Annotated in this window: 16 protein-coding genes and 2 riboswitches; of the genes, 3 read left to right on the forward strand and 13 right to left on the reverse strand. The window is 76.2% G+C overall.

Annotated features, from left to right (window positions below):
- Positions 1-35: 35 nt before the first annotated feature.
- Positions 36-208: riboswitch (cobalamin riboswitch) on the reverse strand.
- Positions 209-335: 127 nt separating this feature from the next.
- From I4I82_RS04170 to I4I82_RS04180, 3 genes are read left to right on the forward strand one after another with little or no spacing between them, the layout of a single operon-like run.
- The gene (locus I4I82_RS04170) at positions 336-962 is read left to right on the forward strand and encodes a hypothetical protein (RefSeq protein WP_218592903.1); all 627 of its coding nucleotides are present in this window, start codon (positions 336-338) and stop codon (positions 960-962) included.
- Positions 959-2,236, forward strand: a complete 1,278-nt coding sequence (locus I4I82_RS04175; protein WP_218595235.1) for a hypothetical protein — start codon at positions 959-961, stop codon at positions 2,234-2,236. Before I4I82_RS04170 ends, I4I82_RS04175 begins: the two co-directional genes overlap by 4 nt.
- 59 nt (positions 2,237-2,295) lie before the next feature.
- Positions 2,296-3,939 (forward strand): serine/threonine-protein kinase, encoded by a 1,644-nt coding sequence (locus I4I82_RS04180; RefSeq protein WP_218595236.1) that lies wholly within the window; start codon positions 2,296-2,298, stop codon positions 3,937-3,939.
- Here I4I82_RS04180 and cobA read toward each other — a convergent pair.
- The 13 genes from cobA to cobO all read right to left on the reverse strand — a co-directional run bounded on the left by cobA (position 3,914) and on the right by cobO (position 15,926).
- Complete coding sequence (gene cobA / locus I4I82_RS04185; protein WP_218593739.1) at positions 3,914-5,158, reverse strand: uroporphyrinogen-III C-methyltransferase; 1,245 nt, start codon at positions 5,156-5,158, stop codon at positions 3,914-3,916. The genes I4I82_RS04180 and cobA overlap by 26 nt on opposite strands.
- Positions 5,158-6,060: a sirohydrochlorin chelatase gene (locus I4I82_RS04190; protein WP_218593735.1), complete on the reverse strand. Its 903-nt coding sequence runs from the start codon at positions 6,058-6,060 to the stop codon at positions 5,158-5,160. The genes cobA and I4I82_RS04190 overlap by 1 nt, the downstream gene beginning before the upstream one ends.
- Positions 6,057-6,632, reverse strand: coding sequence for a precorrin-8X methylmutase (locus tag I4I82_RS04195; protein WP_226369872.1), 576 nt, complete (start codon positions 6,630-6,632; stop codon positions 6,057-6,059). The genes I4I82_RS04190 and I4I82_RS04195 overlap by 4 nt, the downstream gene beginning before the upstream one ends.
- A 60-nt stretch (positions 6,633-6,692) precedes the next feature.
- Positions 6,693-6,752: riboswitch (cobalamin riboswitch) on the reverse strand.
- Positions 6,753-6,838: 86 nt separating this feature from the next.
- Positions 6,839-7,210, reverse strand: coding sequence for a type II toxin-antitoxin system death-on-curing family toxin (locus tag I4I82_RS04200; protein WP_218593733.1), 372 nt, complete (start codon positions 7,208-7,210; stop codon positions 6,839-6,841).
- A complete protein-coding gene (locus I4I82_RS04205; RefSeq protein WP_218593732.1) occupies positions 7,207-7,410 on the reverse strand; it encodes a ribbon-helix-helix protein, CopG family in 204 nt (67 codons plus the stop codon). Before I4I82_RS04205 ends, I4I82_RS04200 begins: the two co-directional genes overlap by 4 nt.
- Positions 7,411-7,438: 28 nt before the next feature.
- Positions 7,439-9,118, reverse strand: coding sequence for a precorrin-3B C(17)-methyltransferase (gene cobJ / locus I4I82_RS04210; protein WP_226369873.1), 1,680 nt, complete (start codon positions 9,116-9,118; stop codon positions 7,439-7,441).
- The gene (gene cbiE / locus I4I82_RS04215; protein WP_226369874.1) at positions 9,115-10,278 is read right to left on the reverse strand and encodes a precorrin-6y C5,15-methyltransferase (decarboxylating) subunit CbiE; all 1,164 of its coding nucleotides are present in this window, start codon (positions 10,276-10,278) and stop codon (positions 9,115-9,117) included. The genes cobJ and cbiE overlap by 4 nt, the downstream gene beginning before the upstream one ends.
- 88 nt (positions 10,279-10,366) lie before the next feature.
- Entirely contained in the window at positions 10,367-11,167 is an 801-nt protein-coding gene (gene cobM / locus I4I82_RS04220) for a precorrin-4 C(11)-methyltransferase (protein WP_226369875.1), read from the reverse strand.
- A gap of 75 nt (positions 11,168-11,242) precedes the next feature.
- Positions 11,243-11,548: a patatin-like phospholipase family protein gene (locus I4I82_RS04225; RefSeq protein WP_218593867.1), complete on the reverse strand. Its 306-nt coding sequence runs from the start codon at positions 11,546-11,548 to the stop codon at positions 11,243-11,245.
- Positions 11,545-12,921, reverse strand: coding sequence for a WS/DGAT/MGAT family O-acyltransferase (locus tag I4I82_RS04230; RefSeq protein ID WP_218593866.1), 1,377 nt, complete (start codon positions 12,919-12,921; stop codon positions 11,545-11,547). Before I4I82_RS04230 ends, I4I82_RS04225 begins: the two co-directional genes overlap by 4 nt.
- 21 nt (positions 12,922-12,942) lie before the next feature.
- Positions 12,943-14,295, reverse strand: coding sequence for a cobyrinic acid a,c-diamide synthase CobB (locus I4I82_RS04235; RefSeq protein WP_218595238.1), 1,353 nt, complete (start codon positions 14,293-14,295; stop codon positions 12,943-12,945).
- A 30-nt stretch (positions 14,296-14,325) separates the two neighbouring features.
- On the reverse strand, positions 14,326-15,297 hold the full coding sequence (locus I4I82_RS04240; RefSeq protein WP_218595240.1) for an aldo/keto reductase: 972 nt from the start codon (positions 15,295-15,297) through the stop codon (positions 14,326-14,328).
- 14 nt (positions 15,298-15,311) lie between these two features.
- Positions 15,312-15,926 carry a cob(I)yrinic acid a,c-diamide adenosyltransferase gene (cobO, locus tag I4I82_RS04245; RefSeq protein ID WP_218593863.1) on the reverse strand — a complete coding sequence of 205 codons (615 nt, stop codon included), beginning with the start codon at positions 15,924-15,926 and terminating at the stop codon, positions 15,312-15,314.
- Positions 15,927-15,994: the final 68 nt, after the last annotated feature.

Raw genomic sequence — 15,994 nt, forward strand, 5'->3', positions numbered from 1 at the left:
GTGGCTCCTCCTCCGAGGGTCCGCGCCCTCGACTCGGGGTGACGACGACGGCAGCGAGTCTCCTGGCTCCCGGATCGGCACGGAGCGCCCGACCTTCCCGCCTCACGGCAGTGGTCTCGACGGCTGGGCGCCCGCTCCCCGGTGACAGTGGCGGGACCGCGTCGGACTCGCACCGACTTCCTCCACTGCCGTCGCAGGGAACCTGACCACACCCCGGCGGTGGGGGTCAACGAGAAGTGACCCAGCGGGAGGTTTGGCGCAAAGTGCCGTTCGGGAACCACCTGGGAACGGTTCACTCGATGGAGTGTGTCGTCCGCCACACAGAGAGGTGCCCGGTGGAACCCACCGTGATCGTCCTGATCGTCGTCGTCGTGGTGCTCGTCATCGCCCTCGGCGTCGCCGGTGTCCTGCTGTCCCGCCGCCGCCGCTCCGAGCGCCTGCAGGAGCGCTACGGACCGGAGTACGACCGCACCCTCGCCGAGACGGGGGACCCCCGCGAGGCCGAGTCCCGCCTGGTGGAGCGCGAGAAGCGCCACCGCTCCCTCGACGTCCGCGACCTGAGCCACGAGGAGCGCGACCGCTTCGGCGCCTCGTGGGCGGAGATCCAGCGCGGCTTCGTCGACGACCCGGTGCAGTCGCTGCGCCGCGCCGACGGCCTCGTCGTGGAGATCATGCGCACCCGCGGCTACCCGGTGGACGACTTCGAGCGCCGCGCCGAGGACATCTCCGTCGAGCACCCGCAGGTCGTCGCGCACTACCGCGAGGCCCGCGCCGTCCGCGACGCCACCGAGCACGGCGCCGTCGACACCGAGCAGCAGCGCCACGCCGTCACGTCCTACCGGTCGCTGGTGGAGGCCCTGCTCGGACACGACGTGCGACAGGACGCCTCGCAGAGCGACGCCACGCAGAGCGACGCCACGCAGAACGGCCGCCACCACAGCACCGAGGAGCAGACGCGATGACCACTCCCGACCGCCACGACGACCGCCACGCCGAGCGACCCCGCGGCGGGGTCCGCGGGGTCATCGACGACCTGCTGGGCCGCAACGACGACGACGACGTGCGCCACGGTGACCGGCACCCCGACGACCCCGACAACCGCGGCGCCGGTGAGCGCGCGCCCGACGGTTCCGAGGACCTGACCCGACCGGTCCCCGCGGGCCAGGCCCCCGGTGCGACGGCCGGCCAGGCCCCGCCGCCCGGGTACGGACCCAGCGCGGGCACCCCGATCCCCGGGGCGCCGGGAGCCCAGGGAGGGATGAACCAGGGCGGCATGCCTCAGGGTGGGATGTCCCAGGGCGGCGGGATGTCCCAGGGCGGCGGGATGCCCCAGGGCGGAGCGCCGCACGCCGGCGCCCCCGTCCCCCAGGGCCCCGTCCCCCAGGGCGGCGTGCCGCAGGCCGCTCCGCCGCAGGGCGGGATGGCGCAGACCGCGGCGCAGGGCGCCGGTCACCAGACCGCGGGCCGCCAGGGCGGGCTCGCCCCGGAGGGATCCGCGGTGCCCGGCGACCGGTTCGGCGCGCCGCAGGCCCAGGCCGCCCCGACGGCCCCGATGGGCACCGACCCGGACGGGCACGGCGCGACGGCCGCGGACCACGACGAGCACGGCCGCGGCGACGAGCACGGCCGCGCTGACGACCACGGGCGCACTGACGACCACGGGCGTGGTGACGAGCACGGGCGCGGCCCGGGTGCCGGTGCCGTGGCCGCGGGGGCCGGAGCCGCCGCGGCGGCCGGCGTCGCGGGTGCGGCGGTGGCCTCCCACCAGCGGACCGACGACCGCCGCACCGACGACCGCCGCACCGACGACCGCGACGACCGCGGTTCGGCCGACCCCGGCCGCCACGACGCCGACCGGGTGGGCACCGGCCAGGCGGGCACCGGGCAGGGCGGCGTGGGCACGGGCGCCGTCGGCGCGGCCACCGGCGCCACCGCCGGCAGCGCCTCCATGGGCGACGACGCCAGCGGCCGGGAGCGGCTGTTCCCGACCTCGCGCGCGGAGGAGTACGGCGCGCGCTGGGACGCCGTGAAGGGCGCGTTCGTCGACGAGCCGCGCCAGGCCGTCCGCCAGGCCGACGCGCTCGTCGGCGAGGTGCTCGACGAGCTCGAGCGGCTGTTCCGCGAGCAGCGCAGCGGGCTGGAGCACGGCCTCGACACCAACGACACCTCCACCGAGGACCTGCGCCTGGCCCTGCGCCGCTACCGCAGCTTCTTCGACCGGCTGCTGTCGCTGTAGGTCGGCGACCCGTAGTCGTACCGACGTCGGGCCTCCACGGGCGGTTCTAGACTCCGCCCGTGGAGCCCGACCGTCCCGACCTCGGGATCCCCGGCCTCACCGGCGCGCGCGTGCTGGGCCGCGGCGGGTTCGGCACCGTGTTCGCGGCGCGGGAGGCGGAGTTCGGCCGGGACGTCGCCGTCAAGATCCTGCGCGAGCGCCTCGACGACGAGTCCGTGCGCCGCGCGTTCGCCCGCGAGTGCCAGGCGATGGGCGCGCTGTCGGGGCACCCGCACATCGTCACCGTGCACCGCGGCGGCACCACCGCCCACGGCCAGCCCTACATCGTCATGGACCTCATGTCGGGCGGGTCGCTCGCCGAGCGGGTCGAGCGCGCACCGCTGCCCTGGCCCGAGGTGCTCGACGCCGGCGTGCTGCTCGGCGGAGCCCTGGAGACCGCGCACCGACGCGGCATCCTGCACCTGGACCTCAAGCCCGCGAACGTCCTCGTCTCCCGCTACGGCGAGCCCAAGCTCGGCGACTTCGGCATCGCCCGCCTCCCCGGCATCGCCGAGACCACCGGCGGCGTCCGCGTCAGCCCGGCCTACGCCGCGCCGGAGCGCCTCGCGGAGGGCACCAGCACCGTCCGCACCGACCTCTACGGGTTCGGCGCGGCCCTGTTCACACTGCTGACGGGCTCGTCCGCGTTCGGCCGGGACACCCCGGAGGACCTGCTGGTGATGCTCGCCCGGATCGTCCGCGACCCGGTGCCGGACCTGCGGCCCCGCGGCGTCCCGGACGCGCTGTGCCGGGTCGTGGAGCGGCTGATGGCGAAGGCGCCCGAGGAGCGGTTCGCCTCGGCGGCCGACGCCGTCGCGGCCCTGCAGCACGCGCAGCGCGCCACCGGGCAGCCCGTCACGCGGGCGGTCGTCGAAGGGGCGGCGACGGCGGCGCAGGAGTCGGCGGCCCCGACCAGCCTCGCCCTGGAGCCCCCGCCGCCCACGGCCTCCTTCCCCCACCCCGCGCCGCGGCTGCCGCACCCTCGGCAGTACCCGCCGCAGTACGCCGCCGCGTCGCGGCCCCAGCCGCCCGCCTGGCCGCGTCCCGGCGGCCCCACCGGTCCGCCGCCCACCGGCCCGAACCCCCGCCGGCCCGCGCGCCGCCGCCTGCTGCTCGGCCTGGTCGCGGTGCTGGTGGTCGCCGCGCTGGCCGTCGGCGGCGTGCTCCTGGGCCGCGGGTTCGGCGGCGGCACCCCCGTGACGACGACGACCGCCTCCACACCGCAGACGGCGCCGCCCACGACGACAGGGACGACCACCGCCGCGCCGGACACGGCCGTCGCCCTCGCCGCGGGGGTCACCGGCGCCGAGGTCCCCGCCGCCCTCGCGACGATGGACGCCTACGTGAGCTCGATCGACGACGAGCGCTACGCCGACACGTTCGCCCTGTTCAGCCCCGACTCGCGGGTCGTGCAGAACGGGCTGCAGGCGTGGCTCGACCAGCAGCGCCCCCGGGAGATCACCGGCGCCGAGATCACCTCGGTGCGCGCCGGCCAGGACGGCGACGTGCAGGTCGTCATGACCTTCACCAGCCGCCAGGCCGCCGCCGACGGACCGGGCGGCGACCAGGCGTGCACGGAGTGGGAGCAGTCCTACGTGCTGACCGGACCGGAGCGGCTGATCCGCAGCAGCGAGACGTTCACGTCGCGGGCCTGCCCGTCGTGATCCTGCCCGTCGTGATCGCCTCGCCGAGCCCGGCGACGGGCCCGACGACCACCACCGCGGGCGGGCTGATTCCCTCCGCGCGCACGACGTCGGCCACCGTGGCGAGCGTGGCGCGGACCGAGCGCTGGATGCGCATCGTGCCGTCCTGCACGACCGCGACGGGCGTGTCGGCGGGCCGACCGCCGTCGATCAGGGCCGTGGCGAACGCCCCCACCCGCTCGACGGCCATGAGCAGCACGACCGTGCCGCGCAGGCGCCCGAGCGCGGGCCAGTCGACGAGGCTGCGGGGGTCGTCGGGGGCGACGTGCCCGGAGACGACGACGATCTCGTGCGCGACCCCGCGGTGGCTCACCGGCACGTCCGCGACGGCCGGCGCGGCGAACGCGCTGGTCACGCCGGGCACGACGGTGACGGGCACGCCCGCCTCCGCGCACGCGAGCGCCTCCTCGAAGCCGCGGCCGAAGACGTAGGGGTCACCCCCCTTGAGCCGCACGACGAACCGGCCGGCGCGCGCGTGCTCGATGAGCAGGTCGTTGATCGTGGCCTGGTTCATCGCGCGCCCGTAGGGGATCTTCGACGCGTCGACGACCTCGACGTGCGGGGCGAGCGAGTCGAGCAGGTCGCGCGGACCGAGCCGGTCGGTCACGACGACGTCGGCGCGCGCGAGCAGCCGCCGCCCGCGCACGGTGATCAGCTCCGGGTCGCCGGGGCCCCCTCCGACGAGCGCGACGCCCGGCGTCACGGGGTCGGCGGTGTCGTCGACGAGCCCGGTCTGCAGCGCCTCGATGAGCGCGGTCCGCACAGCGGCCGAGCGGCGCGGGCGGCGCCCGGCCAGCACGCCGACGGTGAGCCCGTCGTGCTGCCCGACCGCGGGGGTGACGGCGCTGCCGCCCTCGGCGTCGTCGGCGCGGACGCAGAACGTGCGCGCCGTCTCGGCCTCGGCGGCGACGGCCGCGTTGACCTCGGCGGAGTCGGTGCAGGACACGACGTACCAGGCGCCGTCGAGGTCGCCGGGCGCGTACGGCCGCGCCTCCCACGTCAGCTCGCGTGCGGTCGCCATACCCTCCACGGCCGGGGTCGCCGCGGGCGCGACGACGAGCACGTCGGCCCCCGCGGCGAGCAGCCCGGTGATTCGGCGCTGCGCCACCGTGCCCGCGCCGACGACGACGACGCGGCGACCGGCGAGGTCCAGGCCGACCAGGTAGGGGTCCACGGTGATCACCCGGCGTGCCCGTGGGCGTGGCCGTGCCCGTGGCCGTGTCCCGATCCGTCGGCCGGGTCGTCCGGGTGGTGGTGCGGGGTCTGCGGCGCGCCGAGCTTGTCCTCGAACCCGGGCAGCAGCACGCGGTAGGCACAGGTGTCGCAGTTCATCCGGATGTCGCCGTGCAGGGCCTCGCGGTAGCGCTCGACGACCAGGCCGGCGAGCTCGTCGCAGTCGCCCAGGTAGCCGGCGACGCGGACGTCGACATCGTCGTGCTCGGCGCCGAAGCCCTCCGCCTGCGCGACGACCCGCCGCGGCAGCACCCCGTCGAACAGGAAGTACGGGGCGACGACGACCCGGCGCGCGCCCAGCGCCCGGCAGCGCGCGAGCCCGGTGACGACGTCGGGCTTCGCCAGCGACACGAACGCGGTCTCGACGAACTCGTAGCCGCGCCCCTCCTGCAGCAGCCGGGCCACCTTGCAGACCTCGGCGTTCGCGTCGGGGTCGGTCGCGCCGCGCCCGACCAGCAGCACGGCCGTGCCCTCGGGCTCGGCCACCGCGGCGATCCGCTGGGCGAGGATGTCGAGCAGCACCGGGTGCGGGCCGAGCGGGCGGCCGAAGACGTAGCTGGTGCCGGGTTCGCGGCGCACCTCGCGCTCCAGCGCCGCGGGGATGTCGCCCTTGGCGTGCCCGGCGCCGACCAGCACCATCGGCACGGCGGCGCGGTGGGTGTGGCCGCGGCCGGTGAGCCGCTCCCACGCCTCGTGCACGGTGGGCTGCGACAGCTCGATGAAACCGCCGTCGACGTCGACGTCCTCGGCGGCCAGCAGGCGGCGCAGGCGGTCGGTGAAGGAGACGAACTCCGCCACCCCCGCGGCGTCGACCGTGCCGTGGCCGGCCAGCATCAGGGGGGTGTTCACGACGATCCCTCCGTGTAGAGCAGCGCGTTGACGGCGGCGGCCGCCGCGGCGGCACCACCTCGTTCGGAACGGTTCGAGATCGCGGGCCACCCGGCCGCCCGCAGCGCCGCCTTGGCCGCGACCGACCCGACGAACCCGACGGGCAGCCCGATCACCAGCGGGCTCCGCACCCCGGTGCGCAGCAGCTCCTCGAGCGCGGTGGGGGCGTTGCCGATGGCCCAGACCGCGCCGTCGGGGTGCTGCGCCGCGGCGGCGCGGATGCCGGTGGCCGAGCGCGTGAGCCCCGGCTCGGCGACGGGGGCCAGGTCCAGCGCGACGACCGAGGGCCGCGCGGTGATCCCGACCGCGACCATCCGCACGTCGGTGACCAGCGGCGCTCCCGCCAGCAGTGCCGCGCGGCCGGCGCGCAGCGCGTCCTCGTCGCAGACCAGGTCACCCGCCCAGGACGGGTCGGCGGTGGTGTGCACGACCCGCTCGACGACGGCGCGGGTGAGCGGCGGCAGGTCGGCGGTGTCGAGGCGGGTGCGCAGGATCGCGTAGGACTCGGTCTCGATGGGGTGCACGGTGCGCACGGCTGCTCCTCCCCGGGTGTTCCTCGCCCGGTGCGGCGGTGGTGGTGGCGACGTGCGCGAGGTCTGGCTCCCCCGGAGGGACACAGTGGCGGGACCGCCCCGGAGTCGCACCGGGTTCCCGCGCAGTCGGATCGCGGCGAGCATAACCCGGGGGTGCGGGCCCGGCCGTCGACCGTGAGGGGTCCGACAGGATCGAACGCGGCCGATCAGGTCCAGCTCGCGAGCCGGGCCGCGATCTCGGACAGCTCGACCACCTCCCCCGCCGCCACCGCGACGACGAACTCGACCACCTCGTCATCGGTCGTGATCATGCGGAGGCCGTTGATGTCGAGGAAGGTGTAGGTGGCGAGCCAGGCGAGCCGCCTGTTGCCGTCGACCAGCGCGTGGTTGCCCGCCAGCGAGTGCAGGAGGGCCGCAGCCTTCATGGGGAGGTCGAGGTACGCGTCCTCGCCGAACACCGTGGTCTGCGGGCGCGCAACAGCCGACGCCAGAAGGCCGTGATCGCGAACCGCGACCTCGCCCCCGATGGCGATCTCCGCGATGACGAGCAGGTCGTCCAGTGTCAGGAACTCCGTCATTCGCCGAGGCGACGCAGGGCGTCGGCGTACCGGTGGGCCCCGGCCGTCGCCGAGGCGCGCACCCGGTCACGGTGGGCGTCCATCTCGATGTACTGGCGAACGGCCGCGCGGGCCACCTCCTGCATCGAGCGCCCCTCCCGCTCCGCCTGCGCGCGCAGGGCCTCGGACTCCTCGTCGGTCAGTCGCAGCGTCATGGCCATGGGTGCGATGATACCGATCTGATACCACTCATCGCCAGCGGTAACCCCGCGGCGTCACCATCCGCCCCGCCACCATCCGGGTCGTGCTGGAGCCGACGACGACCGTGGTGAACATGTCGACCTCGGCCGGGTCGAACTCCGCGATCGGCGCGGTCCAGACCCGCTGCGCGGGCCGCCCGGCCTGCCGCACGGCACCCACGGGCGTCGAGGGCGGGCGGTGGGCCCGGAAGACCTCCAGCGCCGCGCCGAGCTGCCAGTGCCGGTCGCGGCTGCGCGGGTTGTAGAAGCAGGTGACGAGGTCGGCCGCGGCCGCCGCGGCCACGCGCTGCTCGATCACCGGGTACGGGGTGTGCAGGTCCGACAGCGAGATGAGGACGTGGTCGTGGCCGAGCGGGGCGCCCAGCAGCGCGGCGGAGGCGAGGGCTGCGGTCACGCCCGGCACGCCCACGACGTCGATGTCGGCGCCCGCGCCCTCCAGCGCCGGGCTCGCCATGGCGTAGATGCCGGCGTCGCCCGACCCGATGAGCGCGACCGCGAGACCCTTGCCCGCGAGCGCGACGGCGTCGGCGGCGCGCTGCTCCTCGTCGCCCAGGCCGCTGGCGCGGACCTCGGTGCCGGGGCGCAGCAGGTGCCGGACCTGGTCGACGTACTGGTCGAGCCCCACCACGACCGACGCCCGCCGCAGCTCGGCGTCGGCGCGCGGGACGCGCAGGTCGGCCGCACCCGGGCCGAGGCCGACGATCGCGAGCCGCCCGCGCGCGCGGACCCGCGCCACGGCCACCGTCACGTTGTCGCCCTTGACCTTCTCGACGACGAGCGCCGCGCCCGGCCCCGCGTGGTGCAGCGCCGCGGCCTCGGCGACGCTGGGCGTGCCGACCTCGGCGCGCACCACCTCGCTGGGGTTGGGCACCGTGACCCGCGCCAGCACCTCGGCCGGGTAGGTGTGCAGCGGGTGCGGGGCGATCGCGGCGAGGATGCCGGCCTCGTCGGCCTTGAGGTCGACCGACGCGACGGCCCGGACGGCGCGCAGGTCGAAGCCCAGCTCGTCCTCCACGCGGCGCAGCGTCTGCGCGACGGCGGCGGGGGTGACGCCGCGCGCGCTGCCGATGCCGACGACCAGCGTCCGGGGCACCAGGACCGTCCACGCCGGGGCGGCGCCGGGGGCCGCGCGGTCGCTGATCGTGATGGTGTGGCGGGGCTCGCCGTGGAGCGGCGGGAGCGGGGGCAGCGGCAGGCCGAGCGGGTTCTCGACGCGGGCGGCTCCGTCGAGCAGCGCGGTGCCGGCCGCGGCGGCGTCGCCGTCGACCTCGGCCTCCAGGAGCGCGGCGAGCTCGTCGATGCCGGTGGAGCCGGCCGCGTCGGACGCCGTCGTGATGACCGGCTCGGCGCCGAGCAGGGCCGCCACGCGGGTCGCGAGGGCGTTGGCCCCGCCCTCGTGCCCGCCGGTGAGCGCGACGGCGAAGCGGCGGGCCTCGTCGACGCAGACCACGCCGGGGTCGGTCCGCTTGTCCGACAGCAGCGGCGCGATCAGCCGGACGGTGGCGCCGGTGGCCAGGCAGAACACGGCGGCGTCGAGGTCGGGCCACAGCGCCGGGAGCTCGTCGAGCGCCCGGACCTCCGCGCCGAGGGCGGGCGCCAGCTCGGCGGCGGCGCGGCGGCCGGCGTCGGTGACGGCGAACAGCGCGATCCCCGTTGTCGGTCGGTTCACAGTTCTCCCCAGAGCAGCAGGATCGGGTTGGTGGCGGCGAGGCGGACGCTGCCGCCGGGCAGGTCGGCCAGCCGCGACGCCGCGAGCTGGACGCCCTCGACGCGGTAGGCGTGCAGGGCGTCGCGGGTCGGGGCGAGGCGGTCGAGCGCGGCGAGGGCGACGACGACGCGCGCGGCCCCGGTGGCCGCCGCGGCCGCGACGACGTCCGGGCCTCCCCCGCCGACGAACACGGCGTCGGGCTGCGGCAGCCCGGCCAGCGCGGCCGGGGCCTGCCCCTCGACCACCCGCACGTCGACGCCGTGCGCGGCGGCGTTCTCGCGGACGCGGGCGGCGTCGTCGGGGCGGTGCTCGACGGCCACGACGGCCGCACCGAGCCGCGCGCACTCGACGCCGACCGAGCCGGAGCCCGCGCCGACGTCCCAGACGAGCGCGCCCGGCGCGGGGGCGAGGCGGGCCAGCGCGAGCGCGCGGACCTCGGACTTGGTGACCATGCCCGCGCGGTGGGCGAAGGCGTCGTCGGGCAGCGCCCAGCCGCCCGGGCGCGGCGGACCGCCGGCGATCCAGGCGGTGCCGGGCACGGCATCGGGGTCACGCAGACAGAGCACGACGTTCGGGTCGCGCCAGACACGGCCGGCGGCCTCGTGCGGGGTCACGGTGGTGACCCGCTCGTCGGGGCCGTCCAGGTCCTCGGCGACGACGAGCGTGCGCTCCCACCCCTGCAGCGCCGCCCCGATCTCCGCGGGCCCGGCGCCGGGGGCGGTGAGCACGGCGGTCGCGGCGCGGGCGCGGCAGACGTTGACGGCGGGCCCGAGCGCGCGGCCGTGCGCGCTGACCACGGCGACGTCGTCCCAGGGCCGCCCGATCCGCGCGAACGCCCGCTGCACCGACGAGCGCGCCGGCAGCACGACCGGCTCGTGCCCGCGGGCGCGCAGCAGCCGGACGATGCCGAAGAACCCGGGGTCGCCGCTGGCGAGGACGACGCCGCGGCGGCCGTCGAGCGCGTCGAGGGCGGCGTCGACCGGCCCCATCGCGACCCGCTCGGCGCCGGCGGGCGCGAGGTGCAGGTAGCGCGCGGCCCCGGCGACGACCTCGGCGTGGGCGAGCGCCGCCGTGGCGTCGGGATGCAGCGGGGAGCCGTCGACGCCGACGACGGTCAGCACGACCCGACCTCGCACAGCGGGTGCCGACCTCGCACACCGTCGGCGGTGTGCGAGGTGCGCAGCGGGTGTGCGAGGTGGCGGGGCTCCGTCACGGGGTGGTGGCGCGGGCGGCCCGCAGCGCGCGCCGGGCCTCGGCGTCGGGCTTGCGGAAGGTGTGGAAGTGGCCCGCGTGGTAGAGGTGGCTGCGGGTGCCCTTCGCGCCGAGCGCCGCGCCCACCAGGAACAGCGTCTGGCGCCAGAGCTTGCGCTCCTTGCACACGCCCACGACTTCGTCGAGGCGGCAGCGGATCGTCAGCTCGTCGGGCCAGGTGGTGCGGTAGGCGACGACGACCGGGGTGTCGTCGGGGTAGCCGCCCTCGTGCAGCTCCTCGACCATCTGCGACGTCCGCGCCGCCGACAGGAAGATCGCCATCGTGGTGCCGTGGCGGGCGAACTCGCGCAGCTTCTCCCGCTCGGGCATTGGCGTCTTGCCGCCCTCGAGCCGGCACAGCACGACCGACTGCGCGACCTCGGGGATCGTCAGCTCCCGCCCCGCCGCCGCGGCCGCCGCGCCGAAGGCCGACACCCCGGGCACGATCTCGACCGACAGCCCCATCTCGACGGCCGCGTCGTACTGCTCCTGCACCGCGCCCCACAGCGACGGGTCGCCCGAGTGCACGCGCGCGACCGCGAGCCCCTCGGCGGCGGCGCGGCGGTAGAGCGCGAGGACGTCGTCGTGCGCGATCTGGGAGGAGTCGACGAGCTCGGCGTCGGCCCGCGCGTGCTCGGTGACGCACTCCTCCATCACCAGCGACGCCGCCCAGACGACCACGTCGGCCTCGGCGATGCGCCGCGCACCGCGCAGCGTGATGAGATCGGCCGCCCCGGGCCCGGCTCCGACGAAGGTCACGCTTCCCTGCTTCACCGCGCTAGTGTCGCCCACCGCGCGGATGATCGGACTGCTCGGGGTGCGGCGCACCGCGCGTCAGGCCGCCGTCGTGCCCGTCTCCGGCAGGGCCGGCGCCACCGCCGACGTCCGCGACGACGGCGGTCGTGCGTGGCTGGCCATCGGCGCGAGCACGTCGACCTCGTCGAGCTCGGGTGCACCGGGCCGGGCCAGCAGGCCCGGCGACGTGCTCGACGCCACCCCGCCGTCGACGTAGCGCCGCCCGCCGATCACCTGGGGCGTGAACCAGCCCGGGATCGAGCACGAGGCCGGCACCGCCTCCCCCACCGTCGACGCGGAACCGAGGATGCCGCCCGCACCGAGCACGGGTCCCGTCCGCGTCACAGCGTCTCCTTCAGCTCCTGGAGCGCCTCCCCCATCGACGCGGCGAGCACGTCGACGTCGGGCATGGCGTCGCGGTCGGCGTTGAGCCCGTAGAAGACGCCGCCGTCGTAGGAGGTGATGCCGATGGAGACCGTCTGGCCCTTGGCCAGCGGCACGACCGGGTACATGTCGCGCATCCGCGCGCCCATCGCGTAGAGCGGGAACTGCGGGCCGGGCACGTTGGTGACGATCACGTTGAACACGCGCGCCGACATCGAGTTCGACAGCCGCGCGCCCAGGCTGTGCAGCGTCGGCGGGGTGAGCCCGACCAGGTTGACCAGCGCGCCCGCGGCCACGGCCTGCCCGCTGCGCTTGTGGGCGAGCATCGCCGCGGTGATCCGCTCCAGCCGGGCGACGGGGTCGGCCTCGCCCACCGGCAGGTCCACGAAGAGCGCCGAGATCTGGTTGCCCAGCTGCGCCCCCGGGGGCCGGACGCTGACCGGCACCATCGCGCGGACCACTCCGCCGGGGCGGACGTCCTCGCCGCGGGTGGCGAGCCAGCGCCGCAGCCCGCCCGCGACGACCGTCAGCACCACGTCGTTGACGGTGCCGCCGTGGACCTTGCGGACGGCCTTGTAGTCGTCGAGCTCCCCCGCCGACGTGCCGTAGCGGCGCTGGCGGCCGATCGCGGCGTTGAGCGGGTGGGTGCGCGCGGCCTTCGTGGTGGACACGGCGGCGAGCACCGCACCCGCCGTCTGCGCGACGGCCCCCGCCGCGGTCTGCACGTCGGCCACGGCCCGGCGGGCGGTGCCCAGCGCGTGCTGCGGGCGGCGGAGCTGGTCGAGCACGGCGTCGACGGCCAGCGACACCGACGACGGCTCGCGCGCAGGCGCCCACCCGTCGGGCTCGGACGGGCGCGGGTCGGGCGTGAGGTCGAGCAGGACGGAGCCGATGTCGATCGAGGACAGGCCGTCGACCATCGCGTGGTGGGTCTTGGTGATGATCGCGAACCCGCCGTCCTCCAGGCCCTCGACGAGGTAGATCTCCCAGAGCGGGCGGTCGCGGTCGAGCGGGCGGCCCTGCAGGCGCCCGACCAGCTCGCGCAGCTGCGCGTCGGTGCCCGGAGCGGGCAGCGCGGAGCGGCGGACGTGGTACTCGAGGTCGAAGTCGGGGTCGTCGACCCACACCGGCAGTCCCAGGCGCGCGGGCACCTCGCGGATCTTCTGCCGGTAGCGCGGTACCGCGGCCAGGCGCTCGCCGATCAGGCGGACGAAGCCCTGCAGGTCGACGTCGGTGCCGGGCTCGAAGGTCATCAGCCCACCCACGTGCATGTGGGTGGTGACGTCCTCCATGAACAGGAAGGACGCGTCCAGCGGAGACAACCGATCCACCACGTCGCCTCCTCGGTGAGTGACCTACTCCACAGTAGCTCCTGGAGGGGCGCTCCGGGAGACGAGACGCGCGACGGCGCGCGGGTGCCCCGCCGGGTGGGTGTGCAGGAACGACGCGTGCACCCCGCCCGCCACGAACCCCTCCGGAGCGGCGTCGCGCCAGGCCCACGCGGGGGCCGAACCGGCGCGGGGCGTGGCGGCGCAGCGGTGGAACTCGTGGCCGGTGACGCGCTCCCCCGCGGCGAACAGGGCGGAGTCGCCGAGCGCCACGGCGTCGCGGTAGCCCAGGGTCAGCCGCGGTGTCATCGCGGCCTGCGCGGGCAGCACCCCGCACATCGGCAGGCCGTCGAGGGACTCGCACAGGTAGAGCAGCCCGGCGCACTCGGCGTGCACCGGCGCGCCCGACGCCGCGAGCTCCCGGACCGCGGCGCGCAGCGGGGCGTTCGCGCTGAGGACGTCGGCGTGCTCCTCGGGGAACCCGCCGGGGACGACGAGCGCGGCGGTGCCGGGCGGCAGACCCGGGTCGCGCAGCGGGTCGACGACGACGACCTCGGCCCCCGCCGCGGCCAGCAGCTCGGCGTGCTCGGCGTAGCCGAACGTGAAGGCCGGGCCGCCGAACACGCCGACCACCGGACGCCCGGGGGTCACCTCGCCGACCTCCTGCCCCGCGTCCCACGCCGGCCCCGAGGGCAGCGGCGCGGCCAGCGCGACCACCGCGTCGAGGTCGACGTGCGCGGCCACCAGCTCCGCCATCGCGTCGACGGCGGCGAGCGCGGCGGCCCCGTGCTCCGCGGCCGTGACCAGCCCGAGGTGGCGCGAGGGCACCTCCAGCGCGTCGCGCCGGGGCAGCGCGCCGAGCACGGGCAGCCCCACCTCGTCGGCCGCGGCCCGCAGGACGTCCTCGTGGCGCGGGCTGCCGACGCGGTTGAGCACCACGCCGGCCACCCGCACGGCCGGGTCGAAGGTCCGGAACCCGTGCAGCAGCGCGGCCAGGCTCCGCGACTGCCCCCGCACGTCGACGACGAGCACCACGGGCGCCCCGAGCAGGCCCGCGACCTGCGCGGTGGACCCGGCCCCGTCGCGCAGCCGGCCGTCGAACAGCCCCATGACGCCCTCGACCACCGCGATCTCCGCGCCCGCGCTGCCGTGGCGGGCCAGGGGCAGGATGCGGTCGGACCCGGCGAGGACGGGGTCGAGGTTGCGGCCGGGCCGACCGGTGGCGAGCGCGTGGTAGCCGGGGTCGATGTAGTCGGGGCCGACCTTGAACGGCGCCACCGCCGTGCCGCGCCGGCGCAGCGCGGCCATGAGCCCGGTGGCGACGGTCGTCTTGCCCGACCCCGACGAGGGCGCCCCGACGACCAGCGCCCTGGCGGTCACGAGAAGGGGCCCGTCACGAGAAGGGGCCCGTCACGCGTGGCCGAGCACCGGGTGCGGGACGTAGGGCGCCTCGAGCGCGGCGATCTCGTCGTCGGTGAGCTCGACGTCGACCGCGGCCACGGCGTCCTCGATGTGGCGCAGCTTCGTCGCCCCGACGATCGGCGCGCTGATCACCGGCTTGTGCAGCATCCACGCCAGCGCCACCTGCGCCATCGGCAGGTCGCGCGCCTTCGCGACCTCGGCCACCGCGCGCACCACGGCGTCGTCGGCCTCGCCGTACATGCGGTCGGCGATCGGGTCGCTCCCGGCGCGGACCGTGGTGTGCTGCTCGGGCAGGCGGGTGAGGCGGCCGCGCGCGAGCGGGCTCCACGGGATGACCCCGACGCCCTGGTCGAGGCACAGCGGGTGCATCTCCCGCTCCTCCTCGCGGTACACGAGGTTGTAGTGGTCCTGCATCGAGACGAACCGCGTCCAGCCGTGGGCGTCGGCGACGTGCTGCGCCTTCGCGAACTGCCAGGCGTACATGCTCGACGCCCCGATGTAGCGGGCCTTCCCGGCGCGCACGACGTCGTGCAGCGCCTCCATCGTCTCCTCGATCGGCGTGTGGGGGTCCCACCGGTGGATCTGGTAGAGGTCGAGGTGGTCGGTGCCCAGGCGGCGCAGCGAGGCGTCGATGCCCGCCATGACGTGCTTGCGCGACAGACCACGGTCGTTGGGGCCCTGGCCCACGGGCATGAAGACCTTGGACGCGAGCACGTAGTCGTCGCGGCGCGCGAACAGCTCGCGCAGCAGCGCGCCGGTGACCTCCTCGCTGGCGCCGTCCGAGTACATGTCGGCCGTGTCGAAGAACGTGATCCCGGCCTCGACCGCGGCGCGCACGAGCGGGCGCGAGGCGTCGAGGTCGAGGACCCACTCGCGCCACTCCGGCGTGCCGAAGCTCATCATCCCGAGGCAGATCCGCGAGACCCGCAGCCCGGTGACGCCCAGCCTGACCTGCTCCATGTCACCAGTCCCCATCACCACTCGATCCCCCGCTGGCCCTTCTGGCCGGCGTCCATCGGATGCTTGACCTTGCCCGTCTGCATCACGAGGTCGGCGGCCGCAACCAGCTCCGGGGCCGCATCCCTCCCGGTGATGATGACGTGCTGGCGCCCCTGCCTCGCGGCCAGCACCTCCACGACCTCCGCGACGTCGACCCAGCCCCACTTCAGCGGGTAGGTGAACTCGTCGAGGACGTAGACCTCGTGGGTCTGCGTCTCGATCCGCCGCCGGATCTCCGCCCAGCCCTCCCGCGCGGCGGCGGCGTGGTCCTCCTCGGTGCCGGGTTTGCGCACCCAGGACCAGCCCTCGCCCATCTTGTGCCACTCCACCGGCCCGCCCTCGCCGGTCTGCTCGTGCACCCGGCCCAGCGCGCGGAACGCGGCCTCCTCGCCGACCTTCCACTTCGCCGACTTCACGAACTGGAACACCCCGATCGACCAGCCCTGCGCCCAGCCGCGCAGCGCCAGCCCGAACGCGGCCGTCGACTTGCCCTTCATCGTGCCCGTGTGCACGACGACGAGCGGCCGGTTGCGGCGCTGGCGGGTGGTGAGCCCGTCGTCGGGCACGGTCTCGACCTGTCCCTGCGGCATGTCATGCCCTCCTTCGTCGGGCCCGTGAGCGGCGATCGTGGCCCTGGCCACGGTTGCCGCTCACGAGC

The sequence above is a fragment of the Pseudonocardia oceani genome, assembly GCF_019263585.2.
GTDB lineage: Bacteria > Actinomycetota > Actinomycetes > Mycobacteriales > Pseudonocardiaceae > Pseudonocardia > Pseudonocardia oceani.

Coding starts and splice junctions, on each gene's coding strand:
- I4I82_RS04175 (WP_218595235.1), top strand. CDS start 959: ATGACCACTCCCGACCGCCACGACGACCGCCACGCCGAGCGACCCCGC.
- I4I82_RS04200 (WP_218593733.1), bottom strand. CDS start 7,210: ATGACGGAGTTCCTGACACTGGACGACCTGCTCGTCATCGCGGAGATC.
- I4I82_RS04205 (WP_218593732.1), bottom strand. CDS start 7,410: ATGGCCATGACGCTGCGACTGACCGACGAGGAGTCCGAGGCCCTGCGC.
- I4I82_RS04240 (WP_218595240.1), bottom strand. CDS start 15,297: ATGGAGCAGGTCAGGCTGGGCGTCACCGGGCTGCGGGTCTCGCGGATC.
- cobO (WP_218593863.1), bottom strand. CDS start 15,926: ATGCCGCAGGGACAGGTCGAGACCGTGCCCGACGACGGGCTCACCACC.